A 20,038-nucleotide genomic window follows, 5' to 3' on the forward strand; every position below is an offset into this window, starting at 1 on the left:
GGGATCAAATCCTGATCCGTTGAATCCGCCGGTTTTCGATGATGCTGACTGATGATTTTGTGTCGTATTGATCGGCCGCCGCGCGCAGGCGGTTGCGCACGGCCTTGCGCAGGGACGCAGGGCCCAGCACTTCAACATCCGCACCGAAGCGCAGGATGTCCATGATCAGTTCGTCGGCGCGGTGATAAGGCACGATGCGGATGAGGCCGCCGTCGGCGGTGATTTCATCGCGCTGCCGGGGATGCCATTGCTCGGCTGCGACCCAGGTGGTGGCGGTGGACGTGAAGCGTAGCCGCGCGGTGGCGCTGGGTTCGCCGGCGAAGATGCCGTAGCTGGTGGCGAGCACCTGGTCGAGCGCGGCGGCTTCGATGACGTGAATCGGGCGCTCGACGCGTTCCGCGGCGATGATCCGGTCCAGCGCGAACGTGCGCAGTTCTTGGCGCAGGTGACACCAGGCGTCGAGATACCAGTTGTCGCGATAAAGCGTGAGCCGTTGCGGCGAGACTTCGCGCGGCGCCATGCGATCCGTGCTGCGCGCGTGGTAATCGATGATCAGGCGCTCGCCATGCGCCAGCGCATCGGCCACGCACGCGAAGTGCGGGCCGGCGTCGCGTGCGGCCATGCGCAGCAGGCGCAGACGTTCGCGGAATTCGGGCAGGCGAATGCCGCGTTTGCGCGCGATGAGGTCCAGCCGCTGACGCAGCGGCGCCAGCACTTCCGCCAGCAGACCCAGCGGTTGGTTTGCCAGCACCTCGTCGAGCACCAGCAGTGCGGAGAGTTCTTCGGCGGTGAACCACAGTCCGGGCACTTCGAACATCTCGTTGCCGTCGTAGCGATAGCCGCCGCGCTCGCGGTCGTGGATCAGCGGGGCTTCGAACTCTTCGCGGAGTCGGCGCGCGGCACGCTTGACCGTTGCCGAGGAGCATTCCAGCTCGTCAGTCAGCTCGTCGACCGTCAGGGTGGTCGTCCTGCGCGCGGCGAGCAGGCGATGCAGTTTGATGGCGCGGTCGTAGGCATTCATCGGGGATGGGTCGCGAACGGGCGTGCCTGCGATGGTAGGCGACCTGCAGGCTCGATACGTTTTCCCGCGCTGCCCGTGCCACGAATTACGCGGATCGGGCCGTTCGCAGCCACCTGGCCAAATGGGTCTGCGGCGGTTTCGACAGCGACCGCTTTGCCGATATGCCTGGAGATCGGGCGAACGAAACCCTCATCCTTCCGCGTGCAGGCGGTCGGCGTCTTCGAGAATCATGTCTGCACCTTTTTCCCCAATCATCGTGGCCGGGGCGTTGGTGTTGCTGCCGGGGACAGTGGGCATGATCGAACAATCGACGACCCTCAGGCGCTGAACCCCGTGCACCCTCAAGCGGGCATCCACCACACTGCTGGTGTCGCCGGCCGGACCCATCCTGCAGGTGCCAACCGGGTGATAGGCGATCTCCGCGGTGCGACGAACGTAGTCCGCAAGTTCTTCGTCGGATTGCAAGTGGGCGCCCGGCGCGATCTCGACACCTCGATGCGCATCCAAGGCGGGTTGCGCCAACACCCGGCGGGTTTCCCGGATGGCTTGCACCAGGCGCGCAACATCACGCGCTTCGGCGGCGTAGTTCGGGTCTATCCGCGGCGGGGCGAGCGGGTCCGCGCTGTTGAGGCCGACGACCCCGCGTGAGGCCGGCCGCAGGTCGTAGCTCATCAGGCAGTAGCCATAACGGGTCATGACCCCGGACAGATCCAGTCCGTGTTGTCCGTTCGGCGCCGGCAGGAAATGCCACTGAATATCCGGAACTGCTTCCTGGTCCGAGGATCTGAAAAATCCGCCGGCTTCCGCAGCGTTGCTGGTGAATTCGCCTTTTCTGCGGAAGACGTAGTTCATCCATCCCAGAAGCAATCGTGGCCAGGCGCCGGGCACGAACGAAACGCCCACTCGCGAACGCGCGCGGGTCTCCACGATGACGTCCAGATGATCCTGCAGATTGGCGCCCACTCCGGGCAGTTCCTTGAGAACCTCGATTCCATGCCGACCGAGTTCCTCGCCGGGACCGATACCCGACAGCATGAGCAGTTGCGGAGATTGAAACGTGCCTGCCGACAGGATCACTTCCTTGGTCGCACGAAGGTCTTGGTAACGACCTTTGCGGAGCACGCGCACGCCGACAGCCGTCGAGCCTTGGAACAGGACCCGGGTGGCATGCGTGGCGGTCAGCACCGTCAGATTGGTACGACCCGCTGCGGGCGCCAGATAAGCACGTGCGTTGCTGTGGCGTTGTCCGCCTTTCTGAAACACGTGGAACATGCCGACGCCTTCCTGACGGGCGCCGTTGAAATCCCGGTTCTGCTGGTGACCGGCCTGCACGGCAGCTCGAACGAAGGCCTTGCTCAGCGGATTGTCATGGCGGCGCTCGGACACGTTGAGGGGACCGTTCGCTCCGTGAAACGGCCGATCGGCATCCGAGCACGAGAGCTCGAAGGTCTCCGATTTGATGAAGTAAGGCAGCACATCCCGATACGACCAACCCTCGCAGCCCAGCGCCGCCCAATGGTCGTAATCGCTCGGATGTCCGCGCGTGTACACCGTGGCATTGATGGCGCTGGAGCCGCCCAGGACTTTGCCGCGGGGCTGATACAGACGCCGACCGCAAAGATGGGCTTGCGGCTCGCTCCAGAATTTCCAGTTGCAGAACCAGCCGCGGACCAACGGAATGATTCCGAGCGGCATGCGTATCAACGGATTGCGATCCGTCGGGCCGGCTTCGACCAGACACACCGAGTTCCGGCCGTCCGCGCTGAGGCGGTTGGCCAGGACGCAGCCGGCGGAGCCGCCGCCCACGATCACGTAATCGTAGGACGTGCTCATGGGTTCAATCGCCCAGAATTTCGGCGTTGTGCGCGCCCAGCTTCGGGCTTTGCCCGCCGTGCGCGTGAGCATGGCTGAACTTCAGCGGCAATCCGATCGCCTGTTTGCCGCCGACCATCTCGATCAAGGCCCGCGACCTGACCTGCTCGTTCTGCAACGCCTCGGCCGGACTGAGCACGGCTGACACGCAGGTCTCCAGGTGCGCCAGCAGCTGTTCCCATTCGTCGCGCGGCTTCCGCTTGAAGAGGTCGGTCAGTGCGGCACGAAGCGCATCGCCGCCGGGACCCGGCGCCAGCGGCAGCCGGCTCAGTTCCGGCTGACCCACTGCCTGGATCAAGGCCTGGAAAAACTTGGGCTCCAGCGCGCCCACCGCGATGTGCTTGCCGTCGGCGCATTCGTACACCGCGTAGCTGGGCAGGGCGCCGGTCAGCATGTCGCCCCCGCGCGGTGCCGGATTACCGAGCTGTCGAACCGTGGACAGCGACAGCACCTGCAGCGCCAGGGTGCCGTCCAGCATGGCGGCGTCGACAAACGTGCCGACCCCGGAGGCGCGTGCGCCGAACAGCGCTGCCAGAATGCCGGCCAGACAAGTCAACGCGCCGCCGGCCAGATCTGCGACCTGGAAATTCCCCGGGCTGGGTGCCTGACCGTATTGGCCGCATTGGTCGAGCTCTCCGGCGTAGCCGCGGTAGTTGATGTCGTGCCCGGCGCGATCGCGATACGGCCCGGTCTGGCCGTAACCCGTCAGCGCCGCAAACACGATGCGTGGATTGCGTTGACGCGCAGCCTCGAAGCCGCAACCGAGCTTGTCCATGACGCCGGGGCGGAAGCTTTCGAGCACCGCATCGGCAGTCGCCACCAGATCCAGAAAACGGGATCGATCCTGGGCCTGGCGCAGATCCAGGGTCACCGACTTCTTGCCGCGATTGACCAGATCGAACAGGTCCGGCGACAGCGCCCGCGCATAATCCCCGCCCCTGGGCTCCTCGACCTTGATCACTTCCGCGCCCATCTGCGCCAGGTACAAGGTGCAGAACGGACCCGGCAGCAGGCACGACAGGTCGAGAACGCGAACGCCGCTCAGCAAGGGGTTGAAGGACATGAGGGCGGGTCAGGGCAATGGGCGGTTGCGGGATTCGAGAATCGGGAATCGGGAATCGGGAATCGGGTGGGGCTGTCTTTCACGATTCCCGACTCCCCACTCCCGATTCCCGGCCTTTCCCTACATCGTCCGCGCAATCAGCTCCTTCATGATCTCGTTGGTGCCGCCGTAGATGCGCTGTGCGCGCGAGTCGATCCAGGCACGCGCCACCGGATACTCCAGCATGTAGCCGTAGCCGCCGTGAAGCTGCACGCACTCGTCGATCACCTTCATCATCAGGTCCGAGGTCCAGTACTTGGCGGTCGCCGCGTCATCCACGCCGAGCTTGTTCTTGAGCTGCATCTCGATGCACTTGTCGACGAATACGCGCGCAATGCTCAGCTCCGCCTTCATCTCGGCGAGCTTGAAGCGCGTGTTCTGGAAGCTCGCCACAGGCTTGCCGAACACCTTGCGCTCGCGCGTGTAGGCCAGCGTGTGCTTGAGCACCGCCTCGGCACCGGCGACCGAGGTGATCGCGATCATCAGGCGTTCCCAGGCCAGCTCCTTCATCAGCATGATGAAGCCCATGCCTTCCATGCCGAGCCGGTTGGCCTTGGGCACGCGCACGTTCTCGAAGAACAGCTCGCAGGTGTCCTGCGCCTTCATGCCGACCTTCTTGAGCGGCTTGCCCTTGGTGAAGCCGGTGCGCGAGGCCTCGACCAGGATCAGCGACAAGTCCTTGGCGCCCTCGCCGGAGTTGCCGGTGCGCGCCACCACCACCACCAGGTCGGACAGATAGCCGTTGGTGATGAAGATCTTGGAGCCGTTGATGACGTAGTCGTCGCCGTCGAGCACCGCGGTGGTCTTCACCGCCTGAAGATCCGAGCCGGTGCCCGGTTCGGTCATCGCGATGGCACCGATGATCTCGCCGCTCGCCATCTTCGGCAGCCAGTGCAGCTTCTGCTCCTGGCTGCCGAAATTGTTGATGTAGTTGGCCACGATGTCGGAGTGCAGCGAGAAGCCCGAGCCGGAATCGCCGGAGTAGGACTGCTCCTCCATCAGCACCACGCTGTAGCTGCGGTCCACGCCCAGGCCGCCGAACTCTTCCGGCATGGTCGCGCACAGCAGGCCTAGTTCGCCGGCCTTGTTCCAGAGGTTACGGTCGATGTGCTGCTGCTCCTCGAAGCGCTCGCGGTGCGGCACGATCTCGGTCTCGAAGAAACGGCGCGCCGTCTTGCGGAAGTCTTCGTGCTCGGGGCCGAAAAGGGTTCTTGGAATCACGTGTCGCTCCAGAAGGGGTCCGGTGCCGCAAGGCATCGGAGCAAGGGAAAACCGGTGGGCAGCAAGGGGTCGGCGTCGAGCGCCGGAAATCTCGTTTACATGCAGTACGTACTGTATGTAACATCCTCGACCGTCGGCCTGTCAATGGCCCCGACTTGTCCGTGCCGGGACGCGCCGGCCGCACCGGAGGTTTCCTTGCCGCTTTCCACCGCACGCCGCGCCGTCGCGCCTTCGGCACCGATCCCGCGCCGCACCCAGTCCGAGCGCAGCGATGCCATGCGCAAGCGCCTGGTCGAGGCCACGCTGGTGTGCCTGGGCCGCGACGGCTATTCCGGCACCACGGTCAGCTCGGTGGTGCGCCAGGCCGGCGTGTCGCGCGGCGCGCACCTGCATCACTTCCCCAACAAGAACGCGCTGATCCTGGCGGCGGCCGACCGTCTGCTGCGCCAGGCCTACCGCGTGCTCGGCGAGCTGCTTCTGGGCGTGGCGCAGGAAGACAACCGCCTGCAGGCGCTGGTGGCCACTGCGTGGAAGGAACTGTTCGATACCCCGATGTTCAACGCCTTCCTGGAACTGCTGATGGCCAGCCAGCACGATGCACACCTGGCGCGTTCGCTGCAGAAGCTGTTCGCCAGCGCTGCGCAGGCCATCGACCCGCCCATCGCGCACTACTTCGAGCCTCGCGGCGCGCAAAGCCTGAGCCCACGCGACCTGTTCCTGATGACGCCGCTGATGCTCAGCGGCCTCGCCGCTATCCGTCACCTGATGCGACAGCCGCAACAGGCGCAGCATTACCTGATGGTGTGGACCCAGCTCATGCTCGGCCAGATGAAGGCGCGCAAGGGCGTGCGCCAGCCCCCGCCGAGGCCGGCGAACTGGGATGTGGGGTAGCCGACATTCGGCATTCGACCCCGACTCCGTGCGGCTTACGTGAGAACCGGACACCCGATAGTCTTCGGTCGTCAACAAGCGACTCCTGGAACGCCATGCCGCTGTATCAGCTTGCCGCCGACGCGATTGAGCCCGTCGTCACGACCACCTTTGCGGCGGCCGGTCTAAGAGAACGTCAGCACCTTCAAGCCCTGCTTCGCCAACGGATCGACGTGATCGCGCCCGATACGCTGGTGATCGCCGAAGAGTTCGGCGAATGGACCGACGGTCGCCGCCGGATCGACTTACTTGGCATTGATCGCCTGGGTAACCTAGTGGTGATAGAACTCAAACGGACGGAGGACGGCGGCCACATGGAGCTGCAGGCCATCCGCTACGCGGCGATGGTGGCCGCGATGACTTTCGACCGCGCGGTGGACATTTTCCAGCAATTTCTCGAAAGCCAGGGAGCCGATGCCGACGCACGGTCCGGTCTACTGGATTTTCTCGGATGGGACGAACCGGACGAGGAACACTTTGCGCAGGACGTGCGCATCGTGCTGGCATCTGCCGAGTTCTCGCGAGAACTCACCACCTCGGTGTTGTGGCTCAACGAGCACGGCCTGGATATCCGTTGTGTCCGGATGCGGCCGTTCGAGCACGCTGGTCAGGTATTGATCGATATTCAGCCGATCATTCCGCTCCCGGAGGTGGAGGACTATCAGGTCCGAGTACGCGACAAGGCGCGCCTGGAGCAGGCGGCTCGCGCCACTGGGCGGGATTTCACGCGGTTCGATGTCGTGGTCGGCGGTGAGACGTTCTCGAACCTGCCGAAGCGCCGCGCAGTCCACCGCGTGATCAAGTCGCTCTGCGACAACGGGGTGTCACCCCAGCGCATCGAGGCAGTCCTGCCTTGGAAAACAGATCTGTTTCGCCATTTCCCGGGCACGCTCGACAGCGCATCGGTTCGCGAGCAGTTGCTCGAACAGCTTCGGTCCGAGGGACGAAAGGAGGAAACCGGTCGCCATTTCATCGATGACGATGAGCTGATCCACTGGGGGGAGCAAACTTCGGCCCTGACCAAGATGTGGGGGACCCGCACCGCAGAGGCAATTGGCATCCTGTTGCAAGAGTATCCGGACCGCGGGGTGAGTTGCGCAGAGCAGCCCCGCTGAAACCGACCAATCCGCCGATTGAATTCGGCGCGATGCCCGAGCCATCATCGGCGCCCGACGATTTCGGAATGGCGGAGCCTCCCATGCGTTCGTCCCTGATTTCCGTTCTTGCCGCCGCACTGCTGCTGTCCGCCTGTGGCGGCGGCGGAGGCAACAGCCTCGACGCCCCCGGCCCGGCCGCCGCGCAGGCCACGCCGCTGTCCGAGCTTCGGCTCAAGCGTTTCCAGACCGGGTGTTCGGACTGGGTCCCGGAAGTGACGGACGCGCTGACCGAGGAATACCTGCAGGGCTACGCCTGCCTGCTCGATGCACCCTGCCCGGTGTTCGTCGATGTCGGCCTGGCCGAGCCCGGCGCCCCGGTTCCGGTGGGCTCGCCGGCCGAGGACGCGCTGGACATCCCCGACCGCGTGTCCGAAACCAACGTGCAGGAAAGCGGCGTGGACGAGGCCGACATCGTCAAGATCGACAGCGCCGGCCGGCTCTACGTGCTGTCGCCCCGCGGCCTGTCGATCGTGACCGCGTTTCCGCCCGAGTCGCTGGGTGCACAGGATCCGGTGACGCTGGATCTTGCTACGGGGCAGGACGGCTTCGCCGCGAGCGAGCTGTTTCTCGACGAGGGCGCCGGTCGCGCGGTGGTGCTGGGTTCGCGCTTCGCCGGCGGACGCGCCTATGCGGTGAGCGTGTTCGTCGACGTCTCCAACCCGCAGACGCCGGTGGAGACTGGCCGGATCGAAACCGAGGGCTACGGGCTGGAAGCGCGCCGCATCGGGGCGCGCGTACATCGCGTCAGCCGCTACGACGTGCCGCGACCGGACTGGCTGTATGAGAGTGACAGCGCGCTGGCGGACCTGCGCGCGGATTATTTCACGGCGCAGTCGGAGGGCGATGCGGTGACCGCGGACCGCATCAAGCAGGACGTGCGCGCGGCCATCGGTGATCGCCTGTCGGAGGAAGGCGTGACCGGCCTGCTGCCGGAACTCGCCACCCAGACCGCCGGCGCGGCGCGCAGCGCCACCACACTGGACTGCGCTGATCTGTCGGCGCCGGAGGTCACCACCGGCCTGGGCATAGCGGTGATCGACAGCTTCGATCTCGACGGCAGCGACCGCGGCACCACCGCAGTGGTCAACAACGCCTACACGGTCTATGCCTCGGCGCAGAACCTGTACCTGGCGCAGTCCAGCTTCGGCTGGTTCTTCGCCCCGCTGCAGGACGAGGAAACCGTGATCTATCGGCTGGCGCTGTCCGACACCGGCGCGGCGCAGTACCAGGGCCTGGGCAAGGTGCCCGGTTCACTGCTGAACCGTTTCGCCCTGTCCGAACACGCGGGTCACCTGCGCGCGGCCACCACCGAATCCGCGTTCGCCGCCGGGCGCGATGCGTCCCTCAACCATCTGTGGGTGCTGGATGCCGACGGAACCGATCTGCCGACGGTGGCCTCGGTGCAGGGCTTCGCGCCCGGCGAGCGCATCCAGGGTGCGCGCTTCCTTGGCGAGCGTGGCTTCGTGGTGACCTTCCGCCAGATCGATCCGCTGTTCGCCTTTGATCTTTCCGATCCGCTGGCGCCGCGCATCGCCAGCGAGCTCAAGATTCCCGGCTTTTCGAGCTACCTCGCACCGCTGGGCGAGGACTATCTTTTGACCGTGGGCCGCGACGGCACCGACGAGGGCCTGACCGGCGCGGTGGCCGTGCAGTTGTTCGACGTGCGCGATCTGGAAGACGTGCGCCAGGTCGCGACCTTGGCGCCCCTGGTGGGTGAGGCCGGCTACAGCTACAGCAGTGCCGAGTACGACCCGCATGCCTTCGGCTACTTCGCCGATGCGGCCGAGGCCACCACGCCGGGCACCTTGAGTATTCCCCTGATCAGTTACGGCGACACCGATGCGGCGCGATTTGCCGGCTTCCTGGTGCTGCGCGTGGACCCCGGCGCCGAACGTCCGCTGCTGGAAGCTGGTCGCATCGACCACGACGGCTTCCTCACCCCTGGCGGCGGCTGCGACGGGTTCGCCGACGGGGCCGGCTGCCGGTTCGCCTACGAGTCTAGCGATCCGCGGCGTTCGCTGTTCGCGCAGGACGCCGAGCGCATCGTGCTGTACACGGTGTCGGCGCTGGGCCTGCGCGCGAACGACGCGCTGCAGCCGGGGACCGCGCTGGGCAGCCTGGCCTTGCCCTGAACCTCCACCGCAGTTCGACCCCGGTGACAGGGTTACCCCTGTCTCAGTTGCGCGGGTCGCCCTGCTCAGTTGCGAGCGATCGCTTCGACCCGGGCACAAGCGGCGCTGCGCCCGGTTCCCAGCGTCCGCAGCATCGGCACGGCCGACGTGCAGGTGCCGGCCTCGACCCATTGGCAGCGCGGCGCAAACGCGCAGCCCGGCGGCAGCGCCGACAGGTCCGGCGGCTGGCCGGGCAAGGTCATCAGCGGTCGGTCCACCGGAGACGACAGGTCGGGCCGCGCACCGACCAGCGCGCGCGAATACGGGTGTGCAGGCTGTTCGAGCAGCGTCTGTGTCGGCCCCAGTTCCGCCGCACGGCCGGCGTACATCACCAGGGTGCGCTCACACACTTCGGCGACCACCCCGAAGTCGTGACTGATGAGCACGATGGCGACGCCGAAGTCTTGCCGCAGTTGCTGGAACAACCCCAGGATTTGCGCCTGCACGGTGACGTCGAGCGCGGTGGTGGGTTCGTCGGCCAGCAGCAGCGCCGGCTGACAGGCCAGCGCGATCGCGATCATCACGCGCTGCCGCTGACCGCCGGAGAGTTCGTGCGGGTAGCTGCGCAGCCGCTGCGCCGCGTCCGGAATCTGCACCGCGTCGAGCAGACGCAGGCACTCGCTGCGCGCCGCGGATTGCGACAGGCCGCGATGCCGCTGCAGGACCTCGGCGATCTGCCGCTCCACCCGCAGGTAAGGGTTGAGGCTGGTCATCGGGTCCTGGAACACCATCGCGATGCGGTTGCCGCGCAGGCGCGCCAGCTTGCGGCCGGGCAGCTTGAGCAGATCCTGACCCTCGAAGCGCACCGCGCCGCTGACCTTGGCGTTGCGCGCCAGCAGGCCGAGGATGGCCAGTGCCGTCTGCGATTTTCCTGAACCCGACTCGCCGACGATCCCCAGGGTCTGGCCGGCGTCGAGGGCGAAGCTCAGACCATCGACCGCCTGCACCGCGCCGTCGGGCGTGGCGAAGCGGACCGAGAGCTTGTCGACTTCGAGCAGGGGCATGGGGGTTCAGGTTTTCAACGGCGTTTCAACGCGAAGGCGCAAAGGGAAAGAAAGGACGCAATGAATCCTGATGGGGCCGGATCAGTCCGATGCTCACGCACGGGTTCCACATCGATCGGTATTGCGTCCCTTGCCTCATTTTTCCCTTTGCTCCTTTGCGTTGAGTGCTTTTGATGGCTCGAGAGCATCAGCGGTCATTCGGATCGGGCGCATCGCGCAGGCCGTCGCAGGATTTCGGGCTGGACCCCGGATCGAGTCCGGGGTTCCTCGGCGCCGGCCTGCGGCCACTTCAGCGGTCCTTGGGATCGAGCGCATCGCGCAGGCCGTCGCCGAGGAAATTGAAGCAGAACAGGGTCAGGGCGAGAAAGCCGGCGGGGAAGGCCAGGGTCCAGGGCGCGGCTTCCATGTCGCGCGCGCCGTCGTTGACCAGCGCCCCCCAACTGGTCGCCGGCTCCTGTACGCCCAGGCCCAGAAAGCTCAGGAAGGACTCCACCAGGATCACCTGCGGAATGGTCAGGGTGACGTAGACCGCCACCACACCCAGCAGGTTGGGCACGATGTGGCGGCGGATGATGCCGGTGTTGGAGACGCCCGAAGCGCGCGCCGCCAGAATGAATTCACGGCTCTTCAGCGCCAGGGTCTGGCCGCGCACGATGCGCGCCATGTCCAGCCAGTTGATGGCGCCGATGGCGACGAAGATCAGGATCAGGTGCCGGCCGAACAGCACCATCAGCAGGATCACCAGGAACATGAAGGGCATCGCGTAGAGGATGTCCACCGCCCGCATCATGAAGGCGTCGATGCGTCCGCCGAAGTAGCCGGCCACCGCGCCGTAGGTGACGCCGATCAGCAGCGACACGAAGGTCGCCACCACGCCCACCATCAAGGAAATCTGCCCGCCGACCAGGGTGCGCACGAACAGATCCCGGCCGATCTGGTCGGTGCCGAAGTAATGTTGACCTTCCATCTGCGGCGGTGCGCGCCAGTCGCCGTCGAAGTCGATGTAGTCGAAGGCCCAGGGGCTGAACAGCGGCCCGAACAGCACCAGCAGGCTCATCAGCACCAGCACGATCAGCGCCGTCATCGCGGCGCGGTTGGCGAACAGCCGGCGGCGCGCGTCGGCCCACAGGCTGCGCCCGCTGGCTGCGGCTTCCAGGGCCTGTTCGGTGCGCTTCACGATTGACGCACCCGCGGATCGAGCACGCCGTAGAGCAGGTCGACCAGAAAATTGAAGGCGATGATCAGCACGCCGTAGAACACCACCACGCCCATCACCAGGGTGTAGTCGCGATTCAGCGCGCCCTGCACGAAATAGCGGCCGATGCCGGGCACGCCGAAGATCTGTTCGATCACCACCGAGCCGGTGATGATGCCGGCGGTGGCCGGACCCAAGTAGGACAGCACCGGCATCAGCGCCGGGCGCAACGCGTGGCCGAACACCACCTGGTAGCCGCGCAGTCCCTTGGCGCGTGCGGTGCGGATGTAGTTGGAGGTCAGCACCTCGATCATCGAGCCGCGCATCAGCCGCGCCATGATGGCGATTTGCGGCAGCGCCAGTGCGCATACCGGCAACACCATGGATCGCCAGCCACCGTCCCAGCCACCGGCCGGCAGCCAGCCCAGCGAAACTGCAAACAGCAGGATCATCAGCGGCGCCACCACGAACACCGGGATCGACATGCCGGTCATCGCCAGGGTCATCACCGCATGGTCGGTGAACCGGTTCTGGCGCAGCGCGGCGAGGATGCCGGCGCCGCAGCCGAGCACGATGGCCAGCATCATCGCCCCCAGGCCGATGCGCAGCGACACCGGCAGGCCCTGCGCAATCAGTTCGTTGACCGAGAATTCCGCGTACCGGAAAGACGGCCCCAGATCGCCGCGCGCCAAGCCGGAGACGTAGCGGGCGAACTGCTGCCACAGGGGCTCGTCCAGGTGATAGGCCGCTTCGAGTTGGGCGGTGACTTCCGGCGGCAGCACCCGCTCGCTGTCGAACGGCCCGCCGGGCGCGGCGCGCATCATGAAGAAGGCCAGCGCCACCAGCAGCAGCAGAGTGGGCACCGCCGCCAGCAGTCTCAGAAAAGCCAGACGCAACATGGAATTTGCAGTCGGTTGATGGCGTGAGCTTCGCGGCCCGATCCGTATCCGTCAATTCGCGGGCGGCGCTCCGAGGATGCGCATGTAGCGTGTGGCGTGGTGATCCATCAGATTGCCCTGCCATCCGACCACCGTGGGCCGGACCAGCTTGGTGGTGACGTAGAAGTAGATCGGAATCACCGGCAGGTCCTGCAGCAGCAAGGCCTCGGCCTGGCGCATCAGATCGCTGCGGCGCTCAAGATCGGCCTCCACCCCGGCCTGTTCCAGCAAGGCGTCGTACTCGGGATTGGCATAGCCGGTGTCGTTGAGTCCGTGCTCGGAGTGCAGGATCTCCATGAACGTATTGGCGTCGTTGTAATCGCCGATCCAGCCGGCGCGAAACGCCTGGGTCTTCTGCTTGAGGCGGCGGTTCTGCAGATACACCTTCCACTCCTCGTTGATCAGCACCGTCTCCACGCCCAGCCACTGCTTCCACATGGCGGCAATGACGCTGGCGACTTTCTTGTGGTCCTCGCTGGTGTTGTAGCGAATCTCCACGCGTGCGGGACGCTCTTCCGAGTAGCCGGCCTCGGCGTACAGGCGCCGCGCTTCGGTCAGGCGTTGCTGGCGATCCCAGTTCATCCATTCAGGTTGGGCCGGCACATGGCCGATCACGCCGGGCGGCACCCAGGTGTCAGCCGGTTTCTGGCCGCCGCCGAGCACCTTGCGCGTGATGATCTCGCGGTCCAGCGCCAGGCTCAGCGCCTGACGCAGCGCCTTGCTGTCCAGCGGCGGTCGGCCGGTGTTGAGCCCGTAGTAATACACGCCCAGGTAGGTGTGCTCGTGATAGTGCTCAGGAAGGTTGGCCTTGATCCATTCGGTCTGGCTGGTCGGCACTGTGCTGGTCCAGTCCAGCTCGCCGGCGCGGTAGCGCTTGAGTTCGGAGTTGACGTCTTCGGTGTTGAGGTAGCGCACTTCCTCCACCACCGTGCTGGCGTCGTTCCAGTAGTAGGGGTTGCGTCGCAAGGTGATGTGCGACTGGATGACCCGCTCGGTGAGCTGATAGGCACCGTTGCTCACGAGCTTGCCGGGCTGGGCGAACTGCGCGCCGTACCGCTCGACGCTGGCGCGGTGGATGGGATACGCCGAGGCATGTACCAGCAGACCGATGAAGTACGGGGTGGGCCCTTTCAGCCGAATCTCGACGGTGTGCGGGTCCAGCGCGGTGGCGCCGAGGCGCTCGACCGGCAGCTTGCCCTCGATCACGGCGTCGGCGTTTTCGATGGGCGACAGAATCTTTGAGTAATGCGAGCCGGTGGCCGGGTCCACGCTGCGGCGCAGACCGGCAACCACATCCTCGGCGACAAACGGATCGCCGTTGGACCAGCGCGCGTCGCGGCGCAGGTAGAAGGTGTAGGTCATGCCGTCGGCGCTGATGTCCCAGCGCTCGGCGGTGCCGGGAATCAGCGCGCCATCGGCGGCCTCAGTCACCAGCGACTCGAACAGGTCGCGCAGGACGTGGCTGGCCTGCACGCCCTCGACGCGGTGCGGGTCCAGCGACTCCACTTCCGGCCCGTTGCCCTTGCGCAGCACCTGTTCGGCGGCGAGCCTCGGCTCGGCCGCCACCACTGCGAGCGGAATCGTCGACAAGGCCAGTGCCAGCGCCAATGGCAGGATGATTCGGGTCATGAGCGGTTGCGTGTCCAGCGGGGTGCGAGGTTCACGATAACCACACTGGCCAGAATGATGAAGGTGCCGGCCAGCTGCAAAGGGCCGAGTTGTTCGTCCAGCAGCCATGCGCCGAGCAGCACCGCCACCGCCGGATTGACGTAGGCATGCGTGCCTAGCGTCGATGGGGCGACCTCGTGCACCAGCCAGTAGTAGCAGGCGTAGGCGATGCAGGTGCCGAACACGGCCAGGTAGGCCATTGCCGCCAGGCTGCGGGTCGACCAGCTGCAGCGCTCGGCATCGCCGTTGAGCAGGCCCAGCAGCGTCATCACCGTGCCGGCCATCAGCACCTGCAGGGTCGCCGCGACCAGCGGCGCACATTGCGCCGGCTTGCGCTTGGACACGATGGCCCCCAGCGCCCACAGGAATGGCGACACCAGCATCGCGGCGTAGGCGCTCACCGGAGCCTGCCGCAACTGCAGGCCTTCGCCGACCAGCACGCCGACGCCGATCAGTCCCACCACCAGACCGGCCAGCGCGATGCGGGTCACGCGGATGCCCTGCACGCCCAGACTGCCGAGCCCGGCGATCCACAACGCCGAGGTCGCCACGATCAGTGCCGCCTGATTGGATTCCACCCATTGTTCGGCCCAGGTCACCATGCCGTTGGCGCCCACCAGCATCAGTGCGCTGGTTGCCGCCAGCCAGCCCCAGTCGCTGCGCCTGCGCGGCAGCGGCAGGCGCTTGAACCCGACCCAGGCCAGCATCAGCACCCCGGCCAGCAGGAAACGCAGGCCGGCCGACAGCAGCGGCGGCAGGGCCTCGACCATGACCCGGATGCCCAGGTAGGTCGAACCCCAGACGACATACACGACCGCCATCGCGGCCGCGACCTGCAGGCCGCGCGACTGATCCATGGCGGGCGGGTTCAGGCGCTGCCTTCGAGGATGAGCGCGGCGACGCCCTCGGGGTCGTCCCACATCGGCACGTGTCCCCAGCCTTCCGGACGCACCCAGCGCACGTGCCGGGGCAGTTCGTCACGCCGTTGGCAGCTGCGGGTCAGCAGCCAGTCGCGGGTACCGAAAGCGACCGTGATCGGCACGCACAAGTGGCGGCCGTCGACGAAGCGCGTGGCCGCCTGCAGGGTCTCTTCGAAGGCGCTGGCCTGGGCAAAAACTTGCGCAATTTCCAATGCTTCGCGCCGGGTCAGACGCCAGCCACGGCTGGTCATGGGCAGCATCAGCGCCAGCGTGCGGCCCAGCGCCGAGCGCATCACCTGTTCGGATGCGTGCGGCATCTGGCGGATTGCCCAGCGCGTCGCGCGCAGGGTGGCGTGAACCTGGGGCGGCGCATCGCGGCCGGGCCACAGGCCCGCAGGCGACAAGGCCACCACGCTGCGGGCCAGGCCGATCTTGGCCGCCTCCAGCGCCAGCTGGCCACCCAGCGAGTTGCCGACCAGATCGGCAGGCTCGTCCACGCCCAGGCCGTGCAGGCTTTCGCGCAGGGCCAGCGCCAGATTCGCGTGCGTGGGGACCACGCCCGCCGGCAGCGCCGGAGTACGTCCGAAGCCGGCGATATCGAAGGCGATCACTCTGCGTTCGGCGGACGCGAGCAGTGTCATCACCGGGCGCCAGGCGACGTGCGACATCCCGATGCCGTGCAGCAGAATCAGCGGACGTCCCGTCCCCTGTTCGGCGTGATGCCAAGGCTGAGCGGGGCTTTCGTTCATGGCGGGACGCGACTTTATCCGAGCTAGGCGCGAGGCACAGGACTCGGGTCGCGGGAAGCGGCCTCGCGGGCGCAGCCCGATGCGATGCACTGCAACGGCCGCAGCCCGCAAACGGGCCGGTGGTGTGGCCTCGATCGGCACGGGGCGACAATTAATCGACCATTCATATTGCCAAGCCGGGAACTTTGCCGATAATCGCGCCAAGGCCGGTAATGCTTTTCGCACCAGACGAGTCCGGTCGTACAAATCAAGATCCGTTGAGGAGAAGCTTCATGGGCGGCAGGGAGCAATGGGGAGGGCGCATGCGTGCGCTGGCGGCTGCGATGGTCCTGCTCGGGATCAGCCCCGTCGCGACGGCCATCAATTTCAATTTCGGCAGCCAGGGCGAGGCGGTGATCAACACCACCATCACCGTCGGTGCCGGATTTCGCATGCAGGACCGCGCGCTGGATCTGGTCGGCAAGTCCAACCTCAATCCCGACGTCTGCGCCGGCCAGTTCCAGTCCTGTCAGGGCCTGTTCCGCGACCAGTCGTTTCCGGCGGCACAGTTGGCCGCCGCGCCGGGCCAGTTTTCGCCCAACTTCGACGACGGTAACTGGAATTACGACAAGGGCGATGCCTTTTCCGGTGTCGGCAAGATCACCCAGGATATTTCGCTGACCTGGGGCGATTACGGCTTCTTCATGAAGTCGCTGTTCTTCTACGACGCGGTGAACAACGACTTCACCGAGTATCACCCCAACATCATCACCGAAGAGAATGTCTCTGAAGTCGGCACCTCCGGCCTGCTGTCGCTGCCGCTGCCCGGCATCACCACCCAATATGGTCCTGGGCGGCCGGAGCGGTTCGAGCGCAGCGGCGGCGAACTGCTGTCGCAGGTCGGCACCAATTACCAGCTGCTCGACGCCTATTTCTACGGCGACATTCCGCTGGGCGACGACAAGGTGCTGACGGTCAAGCTCGGACGGCAGCTGGTCAACTGGGGCGAATCGACACTGCTGGTGATCAACTCGGTCAACCAGGCGCAGCCGGTCTCCGCTTCCAACTTCGGCCGCATCGGCTTTCAGGTGGAGGAGGTCTTCACGCCGGTGGCGATGGCTTACGCCAGCTTCGAGCCGTTCACCAACGCCACCCTGGAAGGTTATTACCAACTCGAATGGCAGCCGGTGGAAGCTCCGGCGCCGGGCAGCTTCTTCTACCTGTCCGACGTGGTCGGCACCGACAACGCGGTCAATCAGGCCTATGTGCATTTCGGCGGCTCGGCCGAAGATCCGGACGGTCTGGGTATTCCCCTGTACAACCCGCTGTCCGGCGTGACGCCCACTTCGCTGACCGCCCAGCGGCTTAACGACAATGATGCCCGCGACTCCGGCCAGTTCGGCCTGGCGTTTCGCTACTACGCGGAAGAGGTCAACAACGGCACCGAGTTCGCGTTCTACTTCATGAATTACCACTCGAAGCTGCCGTATGTCAGCACCTACGCCACCCAGCCCAGCTGTGCGCGGCGCGAAGGCAATGGGCGGGCGGATCTGGATGGCGACGGCTTCCCCGATGGCGGTTTCGACGCCTACGACACGCTCAGCTTCCTGGTGGCCTGCCCGAACCTGCCGGTGGTGGCCGGCAGTCCTTACCTGGCCACCTCCGACGCCGTACCGCTGGACACGGTGAAGCTGCAGGTGGAGTACCCCGAAGACATCAAGATGTTCGGCATGAGCTTCAACACCACACTCACCTTGCCGTTCGCAGACCTGTCCGTGCAGGGCGAGGTCGCCTACCGGCCCGACCAGCCGTTGCAGGTGGATATCGAAGATCTGGTGTTTGCCGGATTCGGTCCTACCCTGACGCGCTGCCACGATCGATCACTGGAGCGCGCCATCCTGCCCACCGGCGATGCCTTGACCGCGGCGGGCGCGTTGCTCGGCGATCTGGTCAGCGGCATCAACAACGTCGCCAGCCTTGGCGGTGCCCTGCCCATCGGTGTTCCGAACGTGCTGCCCGTGGGTACCGGTTGCGCCGGCACCACCACCGGCGTCGGCTTTGCGCCCAATGGTGGCCTGATCAACTACGCACCCAGCGACGCCGATCCCACCGCACCTGACACCTTCGATCTGCTGATCGGCCATGCGCCCGGTTCGGCGCGCTCGTTCCCATCGTTCGTGACGGCCTATCGCGGGATGCCGGTGGGCGAAAACCCGGCCTGCACCCCCCAGTTCCTGGGCGCGCGGCAGAATCGCGACACCCGCGAGGTCAACCCCAACTTCCAGCCCTACACCAGCAACAATCCCTGCTACATCCGCGGCTGGGAAGAGTTCGATACCTTCAACTTCATTCTCGGCGCTACCCATGTGGCCGGCGCCACCGACATGTTCAACATCGTCGGCGCCGACCAGATCATCACGCTGTTCGAAGTCGGCGCCATGTGGATCCCCGACCTGCCGCCGCTGGATCAGTTGCAGATCGAAGCCCCCGGCACCTACACCCACGCCAGCGCCGGCGCCGACGGTACCGGCGCCGACGGCTCGCGCCAGGCCTGCTCGGCCAACCCCGCCTGCGCGACTGGTCCCGACGGCTTGCGCTTCAATCCCAGTCAGGCCGATCTGTCGCAGTTCGTGGACGACTTCTCGTTCGGCTACGACATCATCCAGCTGATCCGCTACGAGAGCATTCTGCCCGCCATCTCGCTGCAACCGATGCTGATCTTCAAGCACGACGTTTACGGTAATTCGCCCGGCCCCGGCGAGAATTTCATCAAGGACCGTCGCTCGCTATTCACCCTGATGGAGGTTCGCTACAAGTCGAACCTGTCGGTCAACTTCGGCTACCAGTTCTTCTGGGGCGCGGGCGGCCAGAACCTTTATCGCGACAAGGACTTCGCCCAGTTTTTCGTCAAGTACCAGTTCTGATTTCCAGGCTCTGGGAGATCGACGGAAGAAGCAACGAAAAGGCCGGCGCTCGCCGGCCTTTTCGTTATGGAATCGAGCATCCGCACCGCGCGGCGCCGCAGCGGCCAAGCCCGTCGGCGGGACATGCGGTCTATTTCCACGCCCACTGCAAGCGCGCATCCACCTCGCCGGTGAACTGGCCGAGCACGGTGGAGTTGCCGTCCAGGGGCAGATACAAGGGCAGCTTGGTCTGGGCCTGACCGGAGGGCGGCGCCTCGCGCAGCGTGGCGTTGACCCATTCCAGCACGACGCCGGGCACCGGCAGTTCCTGATCGTCGCGGTTGCTGGTCTCGCCGAACTCGGTGCGGGTGATGGTGCCGCGGGCGTTGGGTACGTCGACGTTTTCCACAAAGAGCTTCGACTCCTTGGTATCGAACACCGAGGTGTAGGACAGGCACAGCGTGCTGAGGTCTTCGGCGCTGCCGGTGGATTCCCCCTTCATGCTGAGCGCGAAGGGATAGATCTTGTCTTTCTTGCGTCCGTAGCCGGTTTCGCCCTCCACCTGGGTGTCGTGCGCGGCGCGGATGGTGGTGGGGCAACCGTCGTACCCGAAAAAGAACCGGTAACGCGGTTCGCCTTCGAACAGGGCGCTGTTGTCCGGCTCCAACGCGGCCGCCAGGATCGAGGCGTATTTGCCATGCGTCTCGGCCATGCAGACCGAGTCGCCCTTGCAGTCGAAGATCTCCTGCTGCATGGACTTGGAGATGTCTTGTTGCAACTGCGGCGAATCGGGATCGAGCCCGGAGGCCTTGAGACGCTCCAGACCCTGGCGGCGCAGGAACTCGGTCTTGATCGCCAGCCGCAGATCGCGATCCTGCTCCAGGATGTTGGCGCCTTCCAGGCGGCCATTGGAGCGTAGCGGGATGCTGAACTCGTAGCTCTGGCGCGTGGTGGCCTTGGACCATTGCAATTCGTTGACCCAGTCCTGGTGACCTTGCACCGTCAGCTTGATTTCCAGCGTGCGGTCGACCGGCGCGGCCAGCGCCACGTCGGAACCCAGGCAGGCCAGGCCGAACAGCAGGCCGCCGATTGCGGAGCTGTGCCATGCGGGACGGGTGGCCGTCGAAACAGATGTGTTCATTTGCACAAGTAAACCGTCAGGGAAACCGCAGTCTAGACCACGACCGTCGCGGTTCCGTTTCCGGTCG

The 20,038-nt window shown here is 65.8% G+C and carries 15 protein-coding genes; 4 read left to right on the top strand and 11 right to left on the bottom strand.

Going from position 1 to position 20,038, the window contains the following annotated elements; all coding sequences use genetic code 11:
- Positions 1–4 precede the first annotated feature (4 nt).
- The 4 genes from ACOOHP_RS16765 to ACOOHP_RS16780 form a co-directional block, all read right to left on the bottom strand.
- The gene (locus ACOOHP_RS16765) at positions 5–1,021 is read right to left on the bottom strand and encodes a helix-turn-helix transcriptional regulator (RefSeq protein WP_420467630.1); all 1,017 of its coding nucleotides are present in this window, start codon (positions 1,019–1,021) and stop codon (positions 5–7) included.
- A gap of 189 nt (positions 1,022–1,210) precedes the next feature.
- A complete protein-coding gene (locus ACOOHP_RS16770) occupies positions 1,211–2,854 on the bottom strand; it encodes a GMC family oxidoreductase (RefSeq protein ID WP_420467631.1) in 1,644 nt (547 codons plus the stop codon).
- Between the two features lie 4 nt (positions 2,855–2,858).
- Positions 2,859–3,956: a CaiB/BaiF CoA transferase family protein gene (locus ACOOHP_RS16775; protein WP_420467632.1), complete on the bottom strand. Its 1,098-nt coding sequence runs from the start codon at positions 3,954–3,956 to the stop codon at positions 2,859–2,861.
- Between the two features lie 120 nt (positions 3,957–4,076).
- Entirely contained in the window at positions 4,077–5,252 is a 1,176-nt protein-coding gene (locus ACOOHP_RS16780) for an acyl-CoA dehydrogenase family protein (protein ID WP_420467633.1), read from the bottom strand.
- A gap of 159 nt (positions 5,253–5,411) precedes the next feature.
- Here ACOOHP_RS16780 and ACOOHP_RS16785 point away from each other — a divergent pair, with 159 nt between their 5' ends.
- From ACOOHP_RS16785 to ACOOHP_RS16795, 3 genes are all read left to right on the top strand, one after another.
- A complete protein-coding gene (locus tag ACOOHP_RS16785; RefSeq protein ID WP_420467634.1) occupies positions 5,412–6,107 on the top strand; it encodes a TetR/AcrR family transcriptional regulator in 696 nt (231 codons plus the stop codon).
- A gap of 95 nt (positions 6,108–6,202) precedes the next feature.
- A complete protein-coding gene (locus ACOOHP_RS16790) occupies positions 6,203–7,261 on the top strand; it encodes a hypothetical protein (RefSeq protein ID WP_420467635.1) in 1,059 nt (352 codons plus the stop codon).
- 83 nt (positions 7,262–7,344) lie between these two features.
- Positions 7,345–9,435, top strand: coding sequence for a beta-propeller domain-containing protein (locus tag ACOOHP_RS16795; protein WP_420467636.1), 2,091 nt, complete (start codon positions 7,345–7,347; stop codon positions 9,433–9,435).
- Between the two features lie 65 nt (positions 9,436–9,500).
- On the opposite strand, the gene ACOOHP_RS16800 is transcribed toward ACOOHP_RS16795, so the two are convergent.
- The 6 genes from ACOOHP_RS16800 to ACOOHP_RS16825 form a co-directional block, all read right to left on the bottom strand.
- Positions 9,501–10,478 carry an ABC transporter ATP-binding protein gene (locus tag ACOOHP_RS16800; protein ID WP_420467637.1) on the bottom strand — a complete coding sequence of 326 codons (978 nt, stop codon included), beginning with the start codon at positions 10,476–10,478 and terminating at the stop codon, positions 9,501–9,503.
- Positions 10,479–10,767: 289 nt separating this feature from the next.
- The gene (locus ACOOHP_RS16805; protein ID WP_420467638.1) at positions 10,768–11,655 is read right to left on the bottom strand and encodes an ABC transporter permease subunit; all 888 of its coding nucleotides are present in this window, start codon (positions 11,653–11,655) and stop codon (positions 10,768–10,770) included.
- The gene (gene oppB, locus ACOOHP_RS16810) at positions 11,652–12,572 is read right to left on the bottom strand and encodes an oligopeptide ABC transporter permease OppB (protein WP_420467639.1); all 921 of its coding nucleotides are present in this window, start codon (positions 12,570–12,572) and stop codon (positions 11,652–11,654) included. Before oppB ends, ACOOHP_RS16805 begins: the two co-directional genes overlap by 4 nt.
- 51 nt (positions 12,573–12,623) lie before the next feature.
- Positions 12,624–14,240 (bottom strand): peptide ABC transporter substrate-binding protein, encoded by a 1,617-nt coding sequence (locus ACOOHP_RS16815; RefSeq protein WP_420467640.1) that lies wholly within the window; start codon positions 14,238–14,240, stop codon positions 12,624–12,626.
- Positions 14,237–15,136, bottom strand: coding sequence for an EamA family transporter (locus tag ACOOHP_RS16820; RefSeq protein WP_420467641.1), 900 nt, complete (start codon positions 15,134–15,136; stop codon positions 14,237–14,239). Before ACOOHP_RS16820 ends, ACOOHP_RS16815 begins: the two co-directional genes overlap by 4 nt.
- Positions 15,137–15,147: 11 nt before the next feature.
- The gene (locus ACOOHP_RS16825; RefSeq protein WP_420467642.1) at positions 15,148–15,948 is read right to left on the bottom strand and encodes an alpha/beta fold hydrolase; all 801 of its coding nucleotides are present in this window, start codon (positions 15,946–15,948) and stop codon (positions 15,148–15,150) included.
- Positions 15,949–16,220: 272 nt separating this feature from the next.
- Here ACOOHP_RS16825 and ACOOHP_RS16830 point away from each other — a divergent pair, with 272 nt between their 5' ends.
- On the top strand, positions 16,221–18,851 hold the full coding sequence (locus ACOOHP_RS16830; protein WP_420467643.1) for a DUF1302 family protein: 2,631 nt from the start codon (positions 16,221–16,223) through the stop codon (positions 18,849–18,851).
- A 130-nt stretch (positions 18,852–18,981) separates the two neighbouring features.
- On the opposite strand, the gene ACOOHP_RS16835 is transcribed toward ACOOHP_RS16830, so the two are convergent.
- Positions 18,982–19,971 carry a hypothetical protein gene (locus ACOOHP_RS16835; RefSeq protein WP_420467644.1) on the bottom strand — a complete coding sequence of 330 codons (990 nt, stop codon included), beginning with the start codon at positions 19,969–19,971 and terminating at the stop codon, positions 18,982–18,984.
- Positions 19,972–20,038 lie beyond the last annotated feature (67 nt).

It is taken from the genome of Panacagrimonas sp. (assembly GCF_965216805.1).
GTDB lineage: Bacteria > Pseudomonadota > Gammaproteobacteria > Nevskiales > Nevskiaceae > Panacagrimonas.